This window comes from Marinicella rhabdoformis (assembly GCF_009671245.1).
GTDB classification, from domain to species: Bacteria; Pseudomonadota; Gammaproteobacteria; order Xanthomonadales; family Marinicellaceae; genus Marinicella; species Marinicella rhabdoformis.
The window spans coordinates 236,526-254,018 of sequence record NZ_VTFS01000001.1; the positions used below are offsets into that span (position 1 = coordinate 236,526).

Below are 17,493 nucleotides of genomic sequence, written 5' to 3' on the forward strand. Positions count from 1 at the left end.
ATCAGGCGGCGGTCAAATCAGGAGAATAAAATGGGGATATTATCAGGCAAAAAAGCCTTAATCGTTGGCGTTGCAAGCAACCGTTCCATTGCTTGGAGTATTGCTGAGTTTATGCACCAACAAGGGGCTGAATTGGCCTTTACTTACTTGGATGACAAACTCAAAAAACGCGTTGATAAAATTGCAGCACAAACGGGCTCTGAAATTGTTTTGCCATTGGATGTTGCCTCAGACCAACAAATTGAAGACGTTTTCAAAGAATTAGGCAAAGAATGGGACGGCTTAGATACCATCGTTCATTCAGTCGGCTTTGCTCCGCGTGAATTATTGCAAGGCAATTACTTAGAAAACTTAACCCGAGGCGGTTATCAAACGGCCATGGATGTCAGTTCATATAGTTTTGCTGCATTGGGTAAAGCTGGCCGTGACATGATGCAAGGGCGCGACGCCTCTTTATTGACCTTGTCATACCTTGGAGCTGTGCGTGCCATGAATAATTATAACGTCATGGGTGTTGCCAAAGCTGCACTGGAAGCCAATGTGCGATACATGGCGCATGCTTTAGGTTCTGATGGCATCAGGGTCAACGGCATTTCAGCAGGCCCAATCAAAACATTGGCTGCCTCAGGTATTGGAAACTTTAAATCCATGCTTGATCACGTCGAAAAAGCCGCTCCTTTAAAACGCAGTGTCACACAGATGGATGTCGCCAAAGCAGCTGCGTTCTTATGTTCAGACTGGGCATCTGGCATTACGGGTGAAATCACTTATGTTGATGCAGGATACAACATCATGGCCATGACTGAAATTGGCGATTAATCAAAAGCAAAAAATGTCACTTTTTATAAGCCATTGAATCTTCAATGGCTTTTTTATGTCTTATTACTGACAAATTCCACTCTAAACTTGAAGTTTAGCTTCAAATCACTAAAACTGTGGTCAACAATAACAAAGCAATTTCATCAAATTAGGGTAGAGATTGTTTAAAAATAGCTTTGACTTTTTGTCAAAGGGGGAAAGAAAATTGAAGGTCCAATTGTCAGCCTTGTTGTGCAGTGTCTTTATGTTTTTATTGAACATAAATGTTTATGCCAATTCTGAGACTGAAAAAACAAATCTGATTTATTGCGTTGACCCTGATTGGTTCCCATTTGAATCAATCAAAGATGGTAAACACATTGGCATATCTTCTGACTACGTCAAATTTGTCGCCATGGATGCAGGACTTGAGCTCACATTCCTTCCTACTGAAACCTGGCAATCCACATTAGATCACCTGATGGCAGGAACATGTCACATCACGCCGATGCTGAATAAAAATGAAGCACGGAGTGAATTTTTGGACTTTTCTGACACCTACTTTAATTCTCCTAATGTTTTGGTTTCGCAAAAGAACCAACCTTTTTTAAAAGATTTTGATCAAATCGATGACCAAGTGGTTGCTTTGAGCGAGGGCTTCAGAATCAATGATTATATCAAGCAAAAGTATCCAGAAGTGAAAACCAGAATATATGCTTCTGTTTTGGAAGGCTTGATGTCTGTTGCAGATGGTGAAACTGATATTTTTGTTGGCTCAATGCTTTCAACCAATAACTATATACAACAGCATGGTTTGCATCAATTGCGCATTGCTGGATGGGGTGGACCAGAAGACAACCTGAGGTTTGGTGTAATCAAAAGCCAATCTGATTTACTGCCCCTGATTAACTTTTCTCTTTCTCAAATTGATGATGCACATAAACTGGCCATTTATCACAAGTGGAATAACATCACAGTGATAGACAACACCAATTATGGTCTGATAAAAAAAATGGTGATGTATGGTGCCATTGCTGCTGTTTTTTTGCTCAGCTACCTGTGGATGATGAAACGTTATAACCGACAGTTGCAACAACAAAACGTCGAACTCAATCGCTTAAAAAGCGAACTGACAAAGTCTAATCAAAAGTTCAAAAAACTCTCTACACACGACTTATTGACTGGACTTTACAACCGCTACTATTTCGATATGGCATTGGCAGAAGAGTCCTCACGATATGATAATGACAACCCCATTGCACTGACTGTCATTGACATTGATTACTTTAAAAGAATCAATGACCAATACGGCCACTCAACAGGTGATGTGGTACTGAAACTGTTTGCTCAACTGTTAAAAGATTTAGTCAATGATATGGACGTATTGGCTCGATGGGGCGGAGAAGAGTTTGTTATTTTCAGCAACAACACCTCTTTGCAACAAGCGCATGACAAATGTTTTGAAATACAAAAACAACTTAAATTGACCACCTTCCCAGGTATAGAACACATCACAGCCAGTTATGGCATCGCTTCACTAAAACAAAATGAAACCATGTCTGCCTGTTTTCAAAGGGCTGACCAAGCATTGTACAAAGCCAAAGATGAAGGCCGAGACAGAATATGTATTGCTGATGCGGCTGAAATTGTCAGCTCTTCAGCCTAGCAACATCATTTACTGATGCTGTGCCAACTGGCTTCAATCACTTCTTTAATATTTTCTTCAGTTAAATTGATTTGTTGCATTAATTGCAACCGAGCCAAAACTGATGATGTTTCAAGACTTAAGACACTCAGCACTTCATTATCTAAATCCTTAAAAACTTTTTGCGACTTCCCTGCTTCAAAAAAACGCGTCAAAGGCTCGAATAATTGCATGATTTTTTCACTTTGGACGGCTTTTTGTTTTGGTGGCAAATGATCAAATTGGTCTTTACACAATACGGCCGTTGGATGATCTAAGCAGTAATTCCAAAACTGCAGCCAAAAATGTTGGTATTGAGCAAACAACGTGGCTTTGTCATCGTATGATGCAAAAGTATAACTCGCAATGTCAGTTAATATTTGCAAATGCAATTGTAAAATCAAATCTTCTTTATTTTCAAAATGATTGTAAATTGAACCCGCAGCAACACCCGCCGTATCGGCTAATTGCTTCATTGAAAAACCATGAAAACCGTGCTTAGAGAGCAACTCTTGAGTGGCCGCTAAAATGAGATCCCTTTTACTTGACATATTTTTGTTTTAATTAAAAGCGGCTACATTATCTAAATTATTGGAAAACTTCAATGATTGCATCAAAAACGATGCAAATATGATAAAATACTGCCTCCATTTTCCAACCAAACTACATCCTCAAAAGCCGTGTATCCATTCATGGATTCGGTAATCAGCGGGAGTTAAATACTTTGGGTAAATCAGGATCCATAAAGCTTTAGGTAAATGGCTTTTAACTACACAGTGAATTATACAGACTACGAGGCAACTATTACATGTCAGATTTCTTAACAAATTACCACCAGCATGTCGCAGAACGTGCAGAACAAGGCATTGTGCCTTTGGCTTTGGACGCCGAACAGACAGCACAATTAATTGAACTATTAAAAAACCCAGCTGATAACAACACTGAAGAATTGATGTCGTTGTTTACCACTCGTATCCCTGCTGGCGTAGATGATGCCACTTATGTCAAAGCATCTTTTCTTTCGGCCATCGTAGCTGGAGATGAATCTTCGCCTTTGATTTCTCAAATTGAAGCCATCAAAATCTTGGGCACCATGCAAGGCGGCTACAATATTGAGCCCTTGGTTAAAGCACTAGAAAATGATGAATTGGCAGCCACAGCTGTTGAAGCTTTATCTCACACTTTATTGATGTTTGACAGTTTTTACGATATTGAAGAAATGGCCAAAGCCGGAAACAACCACGCACAAAAAGTCATGCAATCATGGGCTGATGCAGAATGGTTTACAAGCAAAGATACGTTGGCAGAAAAAATCACTTTAACCGTTTTTAAAGTTACTGGCGAAACCAACACCGATGATTTATCACCTGCACAAGATGCTTGGTCACGCCCTGACATCCCTTTGCATGCCAAAGCGATGTTGAAAAATGCCCGTGAAGGTATCGTACCTGATGAAGAAGGTGTGATTGGCCCAATGAAATTAATAGACGAATTAGAATCTCGTGGCTTTCCTTTGGCCTATGTGGGCGACGTGGTCGGTACTGGGTCTTCACGTAAGTCAGCCATCAACTCTGTGTTATGGCACATGGGTGATGACATTCCTTTCATTCCAAACAAACGCGCTGGCGGTTTTGTTTTGGGTGGTAAAATTGCTCCAATTTTCTTCAACACAGCTGAAGATTCGGGCGCATTACCAATCGAGGTTGATGTTAACAACCTGAACATGGGTGATGTGATCGACGTATATCCATATGAAGGCAAAATCACCAAGCATGACAGTGATGAAATTTTGGCTGAATTTGAGTTAAAAACTGATGTATTGTTAGATGAAGTTCGTGCCGGTGGCCGCATTCCATTGATCATTGGTCGTGGTTTAACACAACGTGCCAGACAGTCTTTGGGCTTACCGCAAAGCGACATATTCCGCACACCACAAGATGTGGCCAGCAGTGACAAAGGCTATACTTTGGCCCAAAAAATGGTCGGCAAAGCCTGTGGCGTAGAAGGTGTTCGTCCAGATCAATACTGCGAACCAAAAATGACCACAGTAGGTTCACAAGACACCACTGGCCCAATGACACGTGATGAACTGAAAGATTTGGCTTGTTTAGGGTTTTCAGCAGACCTGGTGATGCAGTCATTCTGTCACACTGCAGCCTACCCTAAGCCTGTGGATGTTAAAACACATCACACCCTGCCTGACTTTATTCAAAACCGAGCTGGCGTTTCATTGCGCCCTGGTGACGGCATCATTCACTCTTGGTTGAACAGAATGTTGTTGCCTGATACGGTTGGAACCGGTGGTGATTCTCACACCCGTTTCCCATTAGGAATTTCATTCCCAGCCGGTTCTGGCTTGGTGGCCTTTGGTGCGGCAACTGGCGTCATGCCTTTAGATATGCCTGAATCTGTTTTGGTTCGATTTAAAGGCGAAATGAAACCAGGCATCACTTTACGTGATTTGGTTCATGCCATTCCTTACTATGCCATTCAAGAAGGCTTGTTAACCGTAGAGAAAAAAGGCAAGAAAAACATATTTTCTGGTCGTATTTTAGAAATTGAAGGCTTGGGTGACTTGAAAGTTGAACAAGCTTTTGAACTGTCTGATGCATCAGCTGAACGTTCTGCAGCCGCTTGTACTATCAAGCTGAATGAAGAACCTATCATTGAATACTTGAATTCAAACATCGTGCTACTGAAGTGGATGATTGCTGAAGGTTACGGCGACAGACGCACCATAGAGCGACGCATTGTAGCAATGGAAGAATGGTTAGAGAACCCTCAATTGATGGAAGCTGATAAAGACGCAGAATATGCAGCTGTCATAGAAATTGATTTGGCTGACATCAATGAGCCGATTTTGTGTGCACCAAATGATCCAGACGATGCCAGATTATTGTCTGAAGTACAAGGCGACAAAATTGATGAAGTGTTCATTGGCTCTTGTATGACCAACATTGGTCACTTCCGTGCCGCTGGTAAATTGTTAGATAAATTCACCGACACCCTACCAACACGATTGTGGATAGCACCACCGACCAAGATGGACGAAGCCTTGCTAACCGAAGAAGGCTATTACAGCATCTTTGGAAAGAGCGGTGCGCGTACTGAAATGCCGGGTTGTTCTTTGTGTATGGGTAACCAAGCACGTGTGGCACCGGGCTGTACCGTGGTTTCTACATCAACACGCAACTTCCCTAACCGCCTGGGTCAAGGTGCCAACGTTTACTTGGCATCAGCTGAACTCGCTGCGATTGCTTCATTGATGGGTAAATTACCAACCGTTGAAGAATACATGTCCTATGCATCTGTTTTAGAAGAAGGCGAAGCAGACACCTACCGTTACATGAATTTCGATCAATTAGACCGTTATTTAAAAGACGCGAAAACAGTGACCTTGGAATTAAAACAAGTGAGCTAATAGGGTGACAATCCTTAAAAGGCCGCACAACTGATGTTGTGCGGCCTTTTTTTATTAATAACTGGCTGAACTCCGCTTTTAAATCAAAGCATCAAATACACCTCCTGCTACCCTATAAATTTGTGTCTAAAAATGGCATAATATTAGGTCGTATTTTTACTAACTGTTCCTGACAGTGTTCAGACTTTTAGGAGCAAAAACAGAGGATGGTTCATGAGTAACACGTTAAACACTGCCATGAAATTGGCTTGCAATAACAAATCATACACGTATTTCAGCTTAAAAAAAATTGAAGAGCTATACGACATCAGTCGCCTGCCCTTCAGTTTAAAAATTCTTTTAGAAAACCTGTTACGAAATGAAAATGGTATAGATGTGACAGTTGAAGACATCGAAGCCTTGTGTAAATGGGACCCCAAAGCCAAACCAGCCACTGAAATCGCTTTCACCCCTTCTCGAGTGGTATTACAAGATTTTACCGGCGTACCTGCTGTTGTTGATTTGGCTGCCATGCGTGATGCGATGAAAGCGCTGGGCGGTGATGTTCAAAAAATCAATCCACTGTCACCAGCAGAACTGGTGATAGACCATTCCATTCAAGTAGATAAATACGGTACAGCAGATGCGGCTGTAATGAACACTCAAATAGAATTTCAACGCAACATGGAGCGTTACGGTTTTTTAAAATGGGGCCAAACGGCATTTGATTCCTTCAGTGTGGTGCCACCAGGCAATGGTATTGTCCATCAAGTCAATTTAGAGTATTTGGCTAGGGTGATATTTGGGGCTGAACAAAATGGAGAATTGATGGCCTATCCTGACACCGTGGTGGGTACGGATTCACACACCACCATGATCAATGGCATTGGCGTTTTGGGCTGGGGTGTTGGTGGTATTGAAGCAGAAGCTGCCATGCTTGGACAAGCCATTTCCATGTTGATACCTCAGGTGGTTGGCTTTAAATTGACAGGCAACTTACAAGAAGGTGTCACCGCTACAGATTTGGTATTAACCGTTGTAGACATGCTGCGTGAACACGGCGTGGTAGGTAAATTTGTAGAATTTTTTGGTTCTGGTTTACAACACTTACCTTTGGCAGATCGAGCCACCATTGCCAATATGGCACCTGAATACGGGGCCACTTGTGGCATATTCCCTGTTGACAAAGAGTCACTGCGTTACCTTTCTTTGACTGGCCGCTCTGATGAACAAGTCAACTTGGTTGAGCAATATGCCAAAGCACAAGGCATGTTCCATGACGAAAACAGCATTGAAGCAGAATACACCGCTGTCTTAGAGTTAGACATGAGTACAGTGGTACCTAGCATATCAGGGCCTAAACGCCCACAAGATCGCATTGTATTGACTGAATCTAAAGAAAAATTTCAGTCGCTGTTCAAAGAATTTGAAAACGGTCGTGCGAAAAAATCTATACCTGTTGCGGCTGAACGTGGCAATTATGAATTCACAGATGGTGACATTGCCGTTGCGGCCATCACATCTTGCACCAACACATCCAATCCCGCAGTCATGTTAGGCGCTGGCTTGCTGGCCAGGAATGCCGCAGCCAAAGGTTTAAAAGTCAAACCCTGGGTTAAGACCTCTTTAGCCCCTGGCTCTCGTGTGGTTTCACATTATTTAAATGGCGCTGGTGTGATGGATGATTTGGAGTCTCTTGGCTTTAATGTGGTTGGCTTTGGTTGTACCACCTGTATTGGAAACTCAGGCCCGTTAGATCCCGCTTTATCCTCTGCAATCAATGACAATGACTTGATTGCCACTTCAGTATTATCAGGTAACAGAAACTTTGAAGGTCGCATTCATGCTGACATTCAAATGAATTTCCTGGCCTCACCACCTTTGGTTGTGGCATATGCCATTGCAGGCACCATGGATTTTGATTTACAAAATGATTCACTGGGTGATGACCAAAACGGCAATCCTATTTATTTGAAAGACATCTGGCCCAGCAACCACGAAATAGCTGACACCATACAAAAACACGTGTCAAAAAGCAGTTTTTCTGAAGGCTATGAAGGCATCTTTGAAGGAGATGAAAACTGGGAAAAAGTAAAAACCACACAATCGGAGCTGTTTGATTGGCAAGCTGACTCCACATATATCAAAAACCCGCCATACTTTGAAGGCATGACCTTAGATGTGGGAACCATTGATAACATTTCAGGCGCTCGCGTTTTGGCCAAATTAGGTGATTCGGTGACGACTGACCACATTTCTCCAGCAGGTGCCATCGCAGAAGATTCGCCAGCCGGGCATTACCTGAAAGCGAATGGTGTTGAGAAAGTGAATTTCAACTCATATGGCTCAAGACGCGGAAACCACGAAGTCATGATGCGTGGCACCTTTGCCAACATCAGATTACGAAACCAACTGGCTCCAGGCACCGAAGGTGGTTGGACCCGTCATCAACCTTCTGATGAAGAAATGAGTATCTTCGATGCCTCAATGAAGTACCAAGCTGAAGGCACGCCTTTGGTTATCATAGGCGGCACTGAATATGGTACCGGCTCATCACGTGACTGGGCAGCTAAAGGCACTAATTTATTGGGTGTTAAAGCAGTCATCGTACAAAGCTACGAGCGCATACACAGGTCTAACTTGGTTGGCATGGGTGTCATCCCGTTGCAATTCAAACCAGGCGAAAGTGCCGATACATTTGAACTGACAGGTCATGAAGTCTATGACATCAGCGGCTTGAAAAATGGCGAAAGTAAAGTGGCTCAAGTTAATGCTACCAGACCAGATGGCAGCGTTGTGACTTTTGAAGTCGATGTTAGAATCGACACGCCTAAAGAAGTTGAATACTGTCGTCATGGTGGTATTTTGCACTATGTACTGAGAAACCTGGCTTCATAATACAGTACTGATCAATGCTTAGAAAAGCAGGCTTCGGCCTGCTTTTCTAATTTTAATCCGTCAATAATTCAAACCCATCTTCAAATATCAAATCATTACCCAATTGAGGGAAAGCAGATGTACAATCTGATTGAGACTGCGGCGGATTGGCAGCAAATCGTATGAACTCAAAATCTCCTCTGCTGCCACTCCCCACGCCATTGTTATCCCAAGTATGAGACATTATTCCTAGCTGAATGGTTTCAGACATACCATCATGATTGAAATACATGGGATTGGCCTGACCATCACCAGGGGCAATGATTTCAGGCGTTACATTGTTGTTATTACGCCAAGTGGTGGTACTGACACCATCGACATCATGATTGTTATAAAACGTTTCTTGCCGCCAGTCTTGAATCGCATCAGCCCAATAATAAAAGTAAAAATCACCTCCAATTCGACAAGCCAATAAATATTCTTCCATATGGACTTGCTCTGTCAGAAACAAATTAGAAACTGAATTCACCGTCTTTTTCATCTCTCGAGCAAAAGTGACTCCATTTTGTCCTTGTCCTCCCATGTTGTACATCACCCAGTTTTCATCTTGATTGTGGGTTCCAGAAGCATTTCTGATCACAAAACCAGCCGCGTTAAAACCAACATCCGGCGGCAGGTCTACGTCATCACCCGCAGAAACCCTTAAATTAAGCACCACTGAAAAATTCCCTGTCACTTCTTGATAAATGAGTGGTCCATAGTCATCTTGAAACCAACCATTGTGATGTATCACGTCTGGAACGACAGTCAACAACCCACCACCGATTTGCATCTCACTTGCGCGTTCATCCATTTGACCTGCACCCAATACTTGCCATGCACTGGTGTTGTTGTTCAACAAATCTATTGATTGATTGAACTCATCATCAAACGGAATGGCGCTTCCAAGTTGAAGCATTTGCCCCTTAGCAAAAACTTGACCACTGCTTATTAAACTCAAAAAACATACTGCCAATTTAATACACATAATTTCACCTCACCCACTATCCTACAGATAAATTTGATTAACACATGTTCAGACTACTGTCTTTGGCCTCAACCGTGAAGGACTTGGCAGTTTTTATTTGGTATTTATAATTATCATCATTATGAAAAACACAATCCGTCTATTTTTGTCATTTCATAGCCATACACAGTAAACTTCAATGATGACATTTCATCTTTTTTGGTACAATTCAGTGCATCAACAATAAAGACAAAAATATATCTTACCCATGAACATTCGATTGATAATAATTTTTACCTTCAGTAGTTGCTTAACCCCTGCTTATGCCATTAAAGAACAGCCACTGATTGATCAAATAACCACATGCTCAGCCATAAAAGAGGAACAAAGTAGGTTGGCATGCTATGACGCCATAGCAACAACCAAAACAACCAAGCCTCTGGCCTCAAAAGAACAAACCCCCACCAGCACTCACACCATCACCAAACAGTCATTCCCACATTTAATCGCTGACTTGAATGAAACCAATTTACAGTTCAGTTATGGCCAGTTGGATTTCTTAGGCCATGATTTCAACTCGGTATTGCTGGGTGTTGGAAAAAACCAGTCGGTTAAAACTTGGCAATTCAAGTCCAGCAATCCCATAACATTCAGTGTGTTCGGCCAGATTCGGTCTCAATTTGATGTCAGCCAAATAGACACCAGGAATAACAGGGGCGGTGCCTTAATTAACACAGATTTTTCGGTCGGTGGAGCACTGGTTCAAAACTTAGCAGATTGGTCATGGCGTTTTTCATACACCCACAGGAGCACACATTTAGGAGATGAATTCCTCATAGACAACCCAGAGTATATCGAAGACAGATTGAACTTATCCTATGAAACCGTCAAATGGACCGCATCACGTTCAATCAACAGCTGGGACGTATATGCCGGCTTAGGTTTGATAACCCGTTCAGAACCCGGTAATTTAGGCAAACACATGTGGCAAGCAGGGGCTCAATACCTTGGCCAAACCCCATGGTTGAACGCTCCATACTTACGACCCGTGGTAGGCTTGGATTTAAAGTCATGGGAAGCAGCTGACTGGGTAATTAATGCCACATTCAGAGCAGGTATAGAAATCCAAGAGTTAACTGACTTACCTTTTCAAATTTTGTTTGAATACCAAGATGGGCACTCGCCCTACGGACAGTTTTACACCGAAGATTTGAGTTTTATGGGACTGACCTTTTTACAGAACTGGTAAAAAGGTCAATAATTTTAAATTGATCAACCCATGATGACGTGGTTGAGGTCATAAAAACCCTTGCTTTTGCCTTTAATCCACAGAGCTGCTTGCAAGGCACCTTGGGCAAACACGTCAGGGTCATGCGCAGAATGTTCTAATGTGATGGTTTCACTGTTCAATTCACAGGTGACTTCGTGTATACCAGGAATTTCACCTTTACGTACGGCCTCAATTTTAACGTCACCTAATTGAAACTGAGACTCAGAAAATTTTTGCATTTTTCCAGAAGAGTCAACCGCTTGAGCCAAGCTGATGGCCGTACCAGAAGGCGCGTCCTTCTTATGTATATGATGCGTTTCTTTGATGGAAAAATCAGCATCTGGATTAAATTGCTTGATGATTTGGAGCATGTTTTTCAATACTTGGACGTTGATTGAAAAGTTACTCGTCCACATCACAGGAATGAATTTAGATGCATGGGCCAATCGGTCATATTGCGCTTGTACCAATCCAGTGGTTCCACTGACCAAAGCCGTTTCACTCATCACACAAAAATCAACCAGCTCGTCGAAGCCTGCTGATTGACTGAAATCAATCATCACATCTGCTGCTGTGCCATCGGTGTTGTAACTGGCCAAAACATTCATCGCTGGCAAGCCAGCCAATTCACCCAAATCTTTACCCAGTGATGGACTGTTTTCAGAAACCAATCCCGCCAACAGCTCACAATCATCTGACGCAGCAATCAATCGAATCAAACATTTTCCCAAACGGCCAGAGGCACCAGCCACAATGATTTTCAATTTATCCGTCATGCCATCAACCGGTCATTTTATCTAAAAATGATTTCACATTATCAAACCAACCTTTTTTGCGTGGGTTGTTTTTGTCACCCGACGCTTTGATGGTTTTGTCTAATTGCTCTATTAAATCTTTTTGCTCACCAGACAAACTCACTGGCGTCTCAACATTGACTTTACAGTGCAAGTCTCCAGTACTGTGCGAACGAATTGATTTCACACCCTTGCCTCGTAAACGGAACTGTTTACCAGACTGTGTTTCTGCCGGCACTTTTAACTTAACTTCACCTGTCAAAGTCGGCACGATGATTTCACCACCTAGACAGGCTGTAGCAAAGTCTATCGGCATCTCACAGAATAAATGATCACCTTCTCTGACAAAAATCTTATGTGGAATCACATGGATATCCACATACAAGTCACCGGCTGGACCGCCTTGTGGACCTGCTTCACCTTTTCCAGACAATCTGATGCGATCGCCTTGATCTACACCTGCTGGAATTTTAACGTTCAACTTAGTTTTTTCTTGCTTGCGACCTTGCCCGTGACAAGAACCACAAGGGTTTGAAATGGTTTGGCCTTGACCCTTACAATCAGGACATGCCTGTTGAACAGAAAACATGCCTTGCTGCATGCGAACCTGACCCACACCACCACAAGTAGAGCACGTCGAAGTCTTTCCGTCTTTTGATCCCGTACCATGACATGGATCACAAGAAACCATTGTCGGGATATTGATTTCTTTAGAAACGCCATTGATGGCTTCTTCTAATTCAACGGTCATTTCAATTTGAACGTCGCGACCACGTTGTGGACCTTGACGCCCACGACCCCGACCGCCGCCGCCAAAAATATCACTGAAGATGTCACCAAACATGTCACCGACGTCACCGTGGAAACCGCCGCCGCCAAAACCACCGGGACCTTGTCCACCGCCTTGACCAGATACCGCATCAAAGCCATATTGATCGTATGCTTGGCGTTTTTGTTCGTCCTTTAAGATTTCATAAGCCATTTGGGCTTCTTTGAATTTATCTTGCGCACTCGGATCATCGGCATTCCTGTCAGGATGAAGTTTCATCGCTGTGCGTTTGAATGCTTTTTTGATTTCTGCCGCTGTGGCTGATTTTTCAATGCCCAGAATCTTGTATAAATCTTTTTGTGCCATGATTTTTAATCGAGTCTTTATATTCTAAAAAACCGCCTGAAACTTATTTGCTCCAGGCGGTGTATTACATAACCAGTAATTAAGGTGAGTCACTCACCCACTGATTTATTTTTTGTCGTCGTTTACTTCTTCAAATTCAGCATCAACAACATCATCATTACCACCAGCCGCTTCTTCACCCGCTGCGGCATCACCTGCTGCTTGTTCTGCTTGAGCCGCTTGAGCCACTTTTTGCATCACAGGTTGAATCGCTTCTTGTAACTTGTTACTGGCGGCTTCAATGGCTGCTTTGTCATTACCTTTAGTGGCTTCATTTACAGCTTCCACACCTGCTTCAATCGCTGCTTTCTCACCGTCTTCGATGATTTCTTTGTGCTCTTCCAACATTTGCTTCGCAGAGTGTGTCATCGCATCGGCACCGTTACGTGCTTGTGCCAACTCTTGGAACTCTTTGTCTTTTTCAGCGTTCAACTCAGCATCTTTAATCATGTTTTCAATTTCTTCGTCTGATAATCCAGAACCCGACTTGATTTCAATGCGTTGCTCTTTGCCGGTCGCTTTGTCTTTCGCTGATACATGAATGATACCATTGGCATCTATATCAAAAGACACTTCAATCTGTGGCATGCCACGAGGTGCTGCTGTAATGCCTTCCAAGTTGAATTGACCCAAAGATTTGTTCGCTTGTGCCACTTCACGCTCACCTTGTAATACATGAACCGTTACAGCAGATTGATTGTCTTCAGCCGTTGAGAACACTTGAGATGCCTTGGTAGGGATCGTTGTGTTTTTCTCAATCAACTTAGTCATCACGCCACCCAAGGTTTCAATACCTAATGACAATGGTGTCACGTCTAACAACAGAACGTCTTTCACATCACCAGACAATACACCACCTTGAACCGCTGCACCCATGGCAACTGCTTCATCAGGGTTCACATCTTTACGCGGTTTTTTACCAAAAGTCGCTTCTACAATGGTTTGTACCGCTGGCATACGTGTTTGACCACCAACCAAAATAACGTCAGAAATTTCATTCAATGAAACACCTGCGTCTTTAATCGCTGTCTCACATGGTGCCACAGTGCGTTTAACCAAATCTTCTACCAAAGACTCTAATTTAGAACGTGTGATTTTCACATTCATGTGTTTAGGGCCTGATGCATCAGCCGTGATGTACGGCAAGTTAACTTCCGTTTGATCCAAAGATGACAATTCGATTTTTGCTTTTTCAGCCGCTTCTTTCAAACGCTGCAAAGCCAATGGATCATTTTTCAAATCAACGCCTTGGTCTTTTTTGAATTCAGAAACCAAGTAATCCATCACGCGGTTATCGAAATCTTCACCACCCAAGAATGTGTCACCATTGGTCGCCAACACTTCGAATTGTTGCTCACCATCGATGTCAGCAATCTCAATGATTGAGATATCGAATGTACCACCACCTAAGTCATAAACAGCGATGGTTCTGTCACCACCTTTTTTGTCCATGCCGTAAGCCAAAGCCGCAGCTGTAGGCTCATTGATGATGCGTTTCACTTCTAAACCGGCAATTTTACCTGCATCTTTGGTCGCTTGACGTTGAGAGTCATTGAAGTAAGCAGGGACTGTAATGACCGCTTGTGTCACTTCAGTACCCAAATAATCTTCAGCCGTTGCTTTCATTTTTTCTAAAATTCGTGCTGACACTTCTTGTGGCGCCATTTTCTTACCGCGAACTTCAACCCAAGCATCACCGTTGTCTGCACCTACAATTTTGTAAGGCACGATGTCTTTGTCTTTTTTCACCACGTCTTCGGTCACTTTACGACCGATCAAACGTTTGATCGCGAATAATGTATTTTCTGGGTTGGTCACTGCTTGTCTTTTTGCAGATTGACCGACCATGGTTTTACCGTCTTCGGTAAATGCCACAATTGAAGGTGTTGTGCGATCGCCTTCAGCGTTCTCAATCACCTTGATGTCGTTACCTTCCATGATGGCAACACATGAATTGGTTGTTCCTAAATCGATACCTATAACTTTTGACATTATAAAATCCTCTTAAATAATAAATTTTTTGATTGACTGGTATTTATGGTCGCTTGCTTATTTTTTCAAGCCAGAAACCTGCGCTCATTGATATTATTGAGCCACAACTACCATCGCTGCGCGAATCACTCGATCGTTCAGCAAATAACCTTTTTGAAATACATTAACCACCGTATTTTTTTCATGATCTGGCGAGGCTATCATGCTCATCGCTTCATGTTTTTCAGGGTCAAAGGCTTCGCCCACTGGATTGATGATGCTGATGCCGTTGTCCTCTAATACTTTAGAAAAAATCTTGTGTGTGTTTTCTGTACCTTGAACCATGGCTTCTGTCGTCACTTCGCAGCTGTCGTCTTCAATCACTTCCAAGGCTTTATCAAAACTGTCCATCACCGGAATCAAAGCTTTGATGATTTTATCGTTTGAAAACTTGCGCGTGTTATCAATGTCACGTTGCATGCGACGCTGTAAATTTTGCGCTTCAGCAGCAATCAGTAATTTTTCTTCTTCTTTGGCTGCTAACTGGGCTTTTAAGTCATCAATGGTTTGTTGCATTTGTTCCAATGCGTCAACCGATGTCTCACTCAGCTCTTCAACCACTTCATCAGATTCAACTTCTGTGCCTTCATCTGTGCTTTCAGCGGCATTGATATTTACCACTTCTTCTATGTTTTCATCGTTGATTTTATTTTCTTCACTCATGATTACATGTACAACAAATTAATAATGGCTCAGATATGGTGATAGCCAGTGACATTTCAAGTTAGCAAAGCTAAAATTAAACGCGTTTTTTACAATTGAAACCACAAACGGATGCTTGAAAGCCTGTACATCAAAAATTTTGTCCTCATTGACCAACTCGAATTGGATTTTCATCAACAAATGTCTGTCTTCACTGGTGAAACCGGTGCGGGGAAGTCAATACTCTTAGGTGCACTGTCTTTGTCACTGGGTTCACGTGGTGATGCTCAAGTGGTTGGCCCTTTTGCTGGTGATTGTGAAATCATTGCCACATTCAATACAAGTAACAATCAAGCCGCGCAAAATTGGCTCAATCAAAATGATTGGCACAATGAAGACAACGAATTAATATTACGCCGACAAATCAACGGACAAGGGCGCAGTAAACTATGGATCAATGGCCGCCCTACGCCCGCCAGTCAAGTGCGAGAACTGGGGCAAACCTTGGTTCAAATTCATGGGCAACACGATCAAATAAAGTTACTCAACAGCAACAACCAAAAACGCATTGTTGATATTCATGGTCAGCACAATGCGTTGTTATCAGCCACCGCCACTGTCGCCAACGAAGTCAAGTCGATTGAACAACAGCGAAAAGAACTGGTAGCAGCAGGCTCAATGAGCCAAGAGCAATTGCAATTGATCCAATACCAATTCGATGAATTAGAGCAATTGGCGCTCAATCAAGGTGAATATGAATCATTACACCAGCAACTGAGTGTCGCCACACACGCACAAGACTTGATTGGCACCACAGAACAGGCTTTATTGGACTTACAAGATGGCGAACACAATGCGCAGCAACTGTTGAGTCACACGCAGCTTCAATTGAACCAAGCCCAAGGCATGGACTTTAAAGACATTGAACAAATGTTAGAAGAAGCCGCCATTAACATTACTGAAGCATACAATGAACTCAAAGTCCGCCAAGAAAGCATAGAAAACGATCCCGAACAACTAAATCAAATCGAAAGCAGACTGGATGCCATCGCACAGGTTTCTCGCAAACAAAAAATCATGCCAGAACTGTTGTTTGATCACCACCAACAGTTAAAAGAAACCTTAGAACGACACGCACACCTGTCTGAAAATCAGGTGAAGTTGGATCAAGCCTTTGAAAAAGCTTTGGCCAATTACCGATCTCAGGCTAAAAAACTGTCACAAGCCCGCCAAAAAACAGCTCAAGTTTTGGCCAAACAAATCAGCCAAGTGATTCAAGACCTCGGTTTACCTGACGCCCAATTACGCATCGACATCGAACATGACATTGATAAACTGCCACAAAAAGACGGCAATGACCAAGTGACGTTCATGATTGCCACCAATAAAGGCCAAAGTTATCAACCACTGAACAAAACGGCATCAGGTGGTGAGTTGTCTAGAATATCACTGGCTATAGAAGTATGTAGCCAGAAGAAAGACAACGCCCAATCCTTTGTTTTCGATGAAGTCGATACCGGCATCGGCGGTGCCACTGCAGAAAAAGTCGGTGCCATCATGCAGCAACTGAGCCAAAACAACCAAGTATTCGCGGTCACACATTTGGCCCAAGTCGCCGGTCACGCCCACGACCATTTGCTCATCAGCAAATCATCAAAAGGCGAACACACCACATCAAAGGTTGAACACCTTAACCAACAACAACGCATTGAAGAGTTGGCCCGAATGTCTGGCGGAGAAACCATTACCGAAACCACATTGGCTCAAGCGCGTGAGTTTTTGAAAGTTTGAATGGTTTCTTTATTTCTTGGATTCAA

The 17,493-nt window shown here is 42.8% G+C and carries 12 protein-coding genes; 6 read left to right on the forward strand and 6 right to left on the reverse strand.

What is annotated here, in order from left to right:
- The first annotated feature begins 30 nt into the window (after positions 1–30).
- Together FET73_RS01085 and FET73_RS01090 are read left to right on the forward strand one after the other, a co-directional pair.
- Entirely contained in the window at positions 31–819 is a 789-nt protein-coding gene (locus FET73_RS01085; protein ID WP_154222068.1) for an enoyl-ACP reductase FabI, read from the forward strand.
- Positions 820–1,063: 244 nt separating this feature from the next.
- Positions 1,064–2,464 carry a diguanylate cyclase domain-containing protein gene (locus FET73_RS01090; RefSeq protein ID WP_154222069.1) on the forward strand — a complete coding sequence of 467 codons (1,401 nt, stop codon included), beginning with the start codon at positions 1,064–1,066 and terminating at the stop codon, positions 2,462–2,464.
- Positions 2,465–2,469: 5 nt separating this feature from the next.
- On the opposite strand, the gene FET73_RS01095 is transcribed toward FET73_RS01090, so the two are convergent.
- Positions 2,470–3,033, reverse strand: coding sequence for a TetR/AcrR family transcriptional regulator (locus FET73_RS01095; RefSeq protein ID WP_154222070.1), 564 nt, complete (start codon positions 3,031–3,033; stop codon positions 2,470–2,472).
- Between the two features lie 257 nt (positions 3,034–3,290).
- Here FET73_RS01095 and acnB point away from each other — a divergent pair, with 257 nt between their 5' ends.
- Together acnB and acnA are read left to right on the forward strand one after the other, a co-directional pair.
- On the forward strand, positions 3,291–5,903 hold the full coding sequence (gene acnB, locus FET73_RS01100) for a bifunctional aconitate hydratase 2/2-methylisocitrate dehydratase (RefSeq protein WP_154222071.1): 2,613 nt from the start codon (positions 3,291–3,293) through the stop codon (positions 5,901–5,903).
- Positions 5,904–6,116: 213 nt separating this feature from the next.
- Positions 6,117–8,780, forward strand: a complete 2,664-nt coding sequence (acnA, locus tag FET73_RS01105; protein WP_154222072.1) for an aconitate hydratase AcnA — start codon at positions 6,117–6,119, stop codon at positions 8,778–8,780.
- Between the two features lie 52 nt (positions 8,781–8,832).
- Here the strand turns inward: acnA and FET73_RS01110 are convergent, their stop codons facing one another.
- On the reverse strand, positions 8,833–9,759 hold the full coding sequence (locus FET73_RS01110) for a hypothetical protein (protein WP_154222073.1): 927 nt from the start codon (positions 9,757–9,759) through the stop codon (positions 8,833–8,835).
- A 274-nt stretch (positions 9,760–10,033) separates the two neighbouring features.
- Between FET73_RS01110 and FET73_RS01115 the strand changes: the two genes are divergently transcribed.
- Positions 10,034–11,014, forward strand: a complete 981-nt coding sequence (locus FET73_RS01115; protein WP_154222074.1) for a DUF1207 domain-containing protein — start codon at positions 10,034–10,036, stop codon at positions 11,012–11,014.
- Positions 11,015–11,037: 23 nt separating this feature from the next.
- Here the strand turns inward: FET73_RS01115 and dapB are convergent, their stop codons facing one another.
- The 4 genes from dapB to grpE all read right to left on the reverse strand — a co-directional run bounded on the left by dapB (position 11,038) and on the right by grpE (position 15,697).
- Positions 11,038–11,811 carry a 4-hydroxy-tetrahydrodipicolinate reductase gene (gene dapB / locus FET73_RS01120; RefSeq protein ID WP_154222075.1) on the reverse strand — a complete coding sequence of 258 codons (774 nt, stop codon included), beginning with the start codon at positions 11,809–11,811 and terminating at the stop codon, positions 11,038–11,040.
- A 4-nt stretch (positions 11,812–11,815) separates the two neighbouring features.
- Positions 11,816–12,964, reverse strand: coding sequence for a molecular chaperone DnaJ (dnaJ, locus tag FET73_RS01125; RefSeq protein ID WP_154222076.1), 1,149 nt, complete (start codon positions 12,962–12,964; stop codon positions 11,816–11,818).
- A gap of 105 nt (positions 12,965–13,069) precedes the next feature.
- Positions 13,070–14,995, reverse strand: coding sequence for a molecular chaperone DnaK (dnaK, locus tag FET73_RS01130; RefSeq protein ID WP_154222077.1), 1,926 nt, complete (start codon positions 14,993–14,995; stop codon positions 13,070–13,072).
- A gap of 93 nt (positions 14,996–15,088) precedes the next feature.
- A complete protein-coding gene (grpE, locus tag FET73_RS01135; protein ID WP_154222078.1) occupies positions 15,089–15,697 on the reverse strand; it encodes a nucleotide exchange factor GrpE in 609 nt (202 codons plus the stop codon).
- 111 nt (positions 15,698–15,808) lie between these two features.
- Here grpE and recN point away from each other — a divergent pair, with 111 nt between their 5' ends.
- Entirely contained in the window at positions 15,809–17,467 is a 1,659-nt protein-coding gene (recN, locus tag FET73_RS01140) for a DNA repair protein RecN (RefSeq protein ID WP_154222079.1), read from the forward strand.
- The last annotated feature ends 26 nt before the right edge of the window (positions 17,468–17,493 follow it).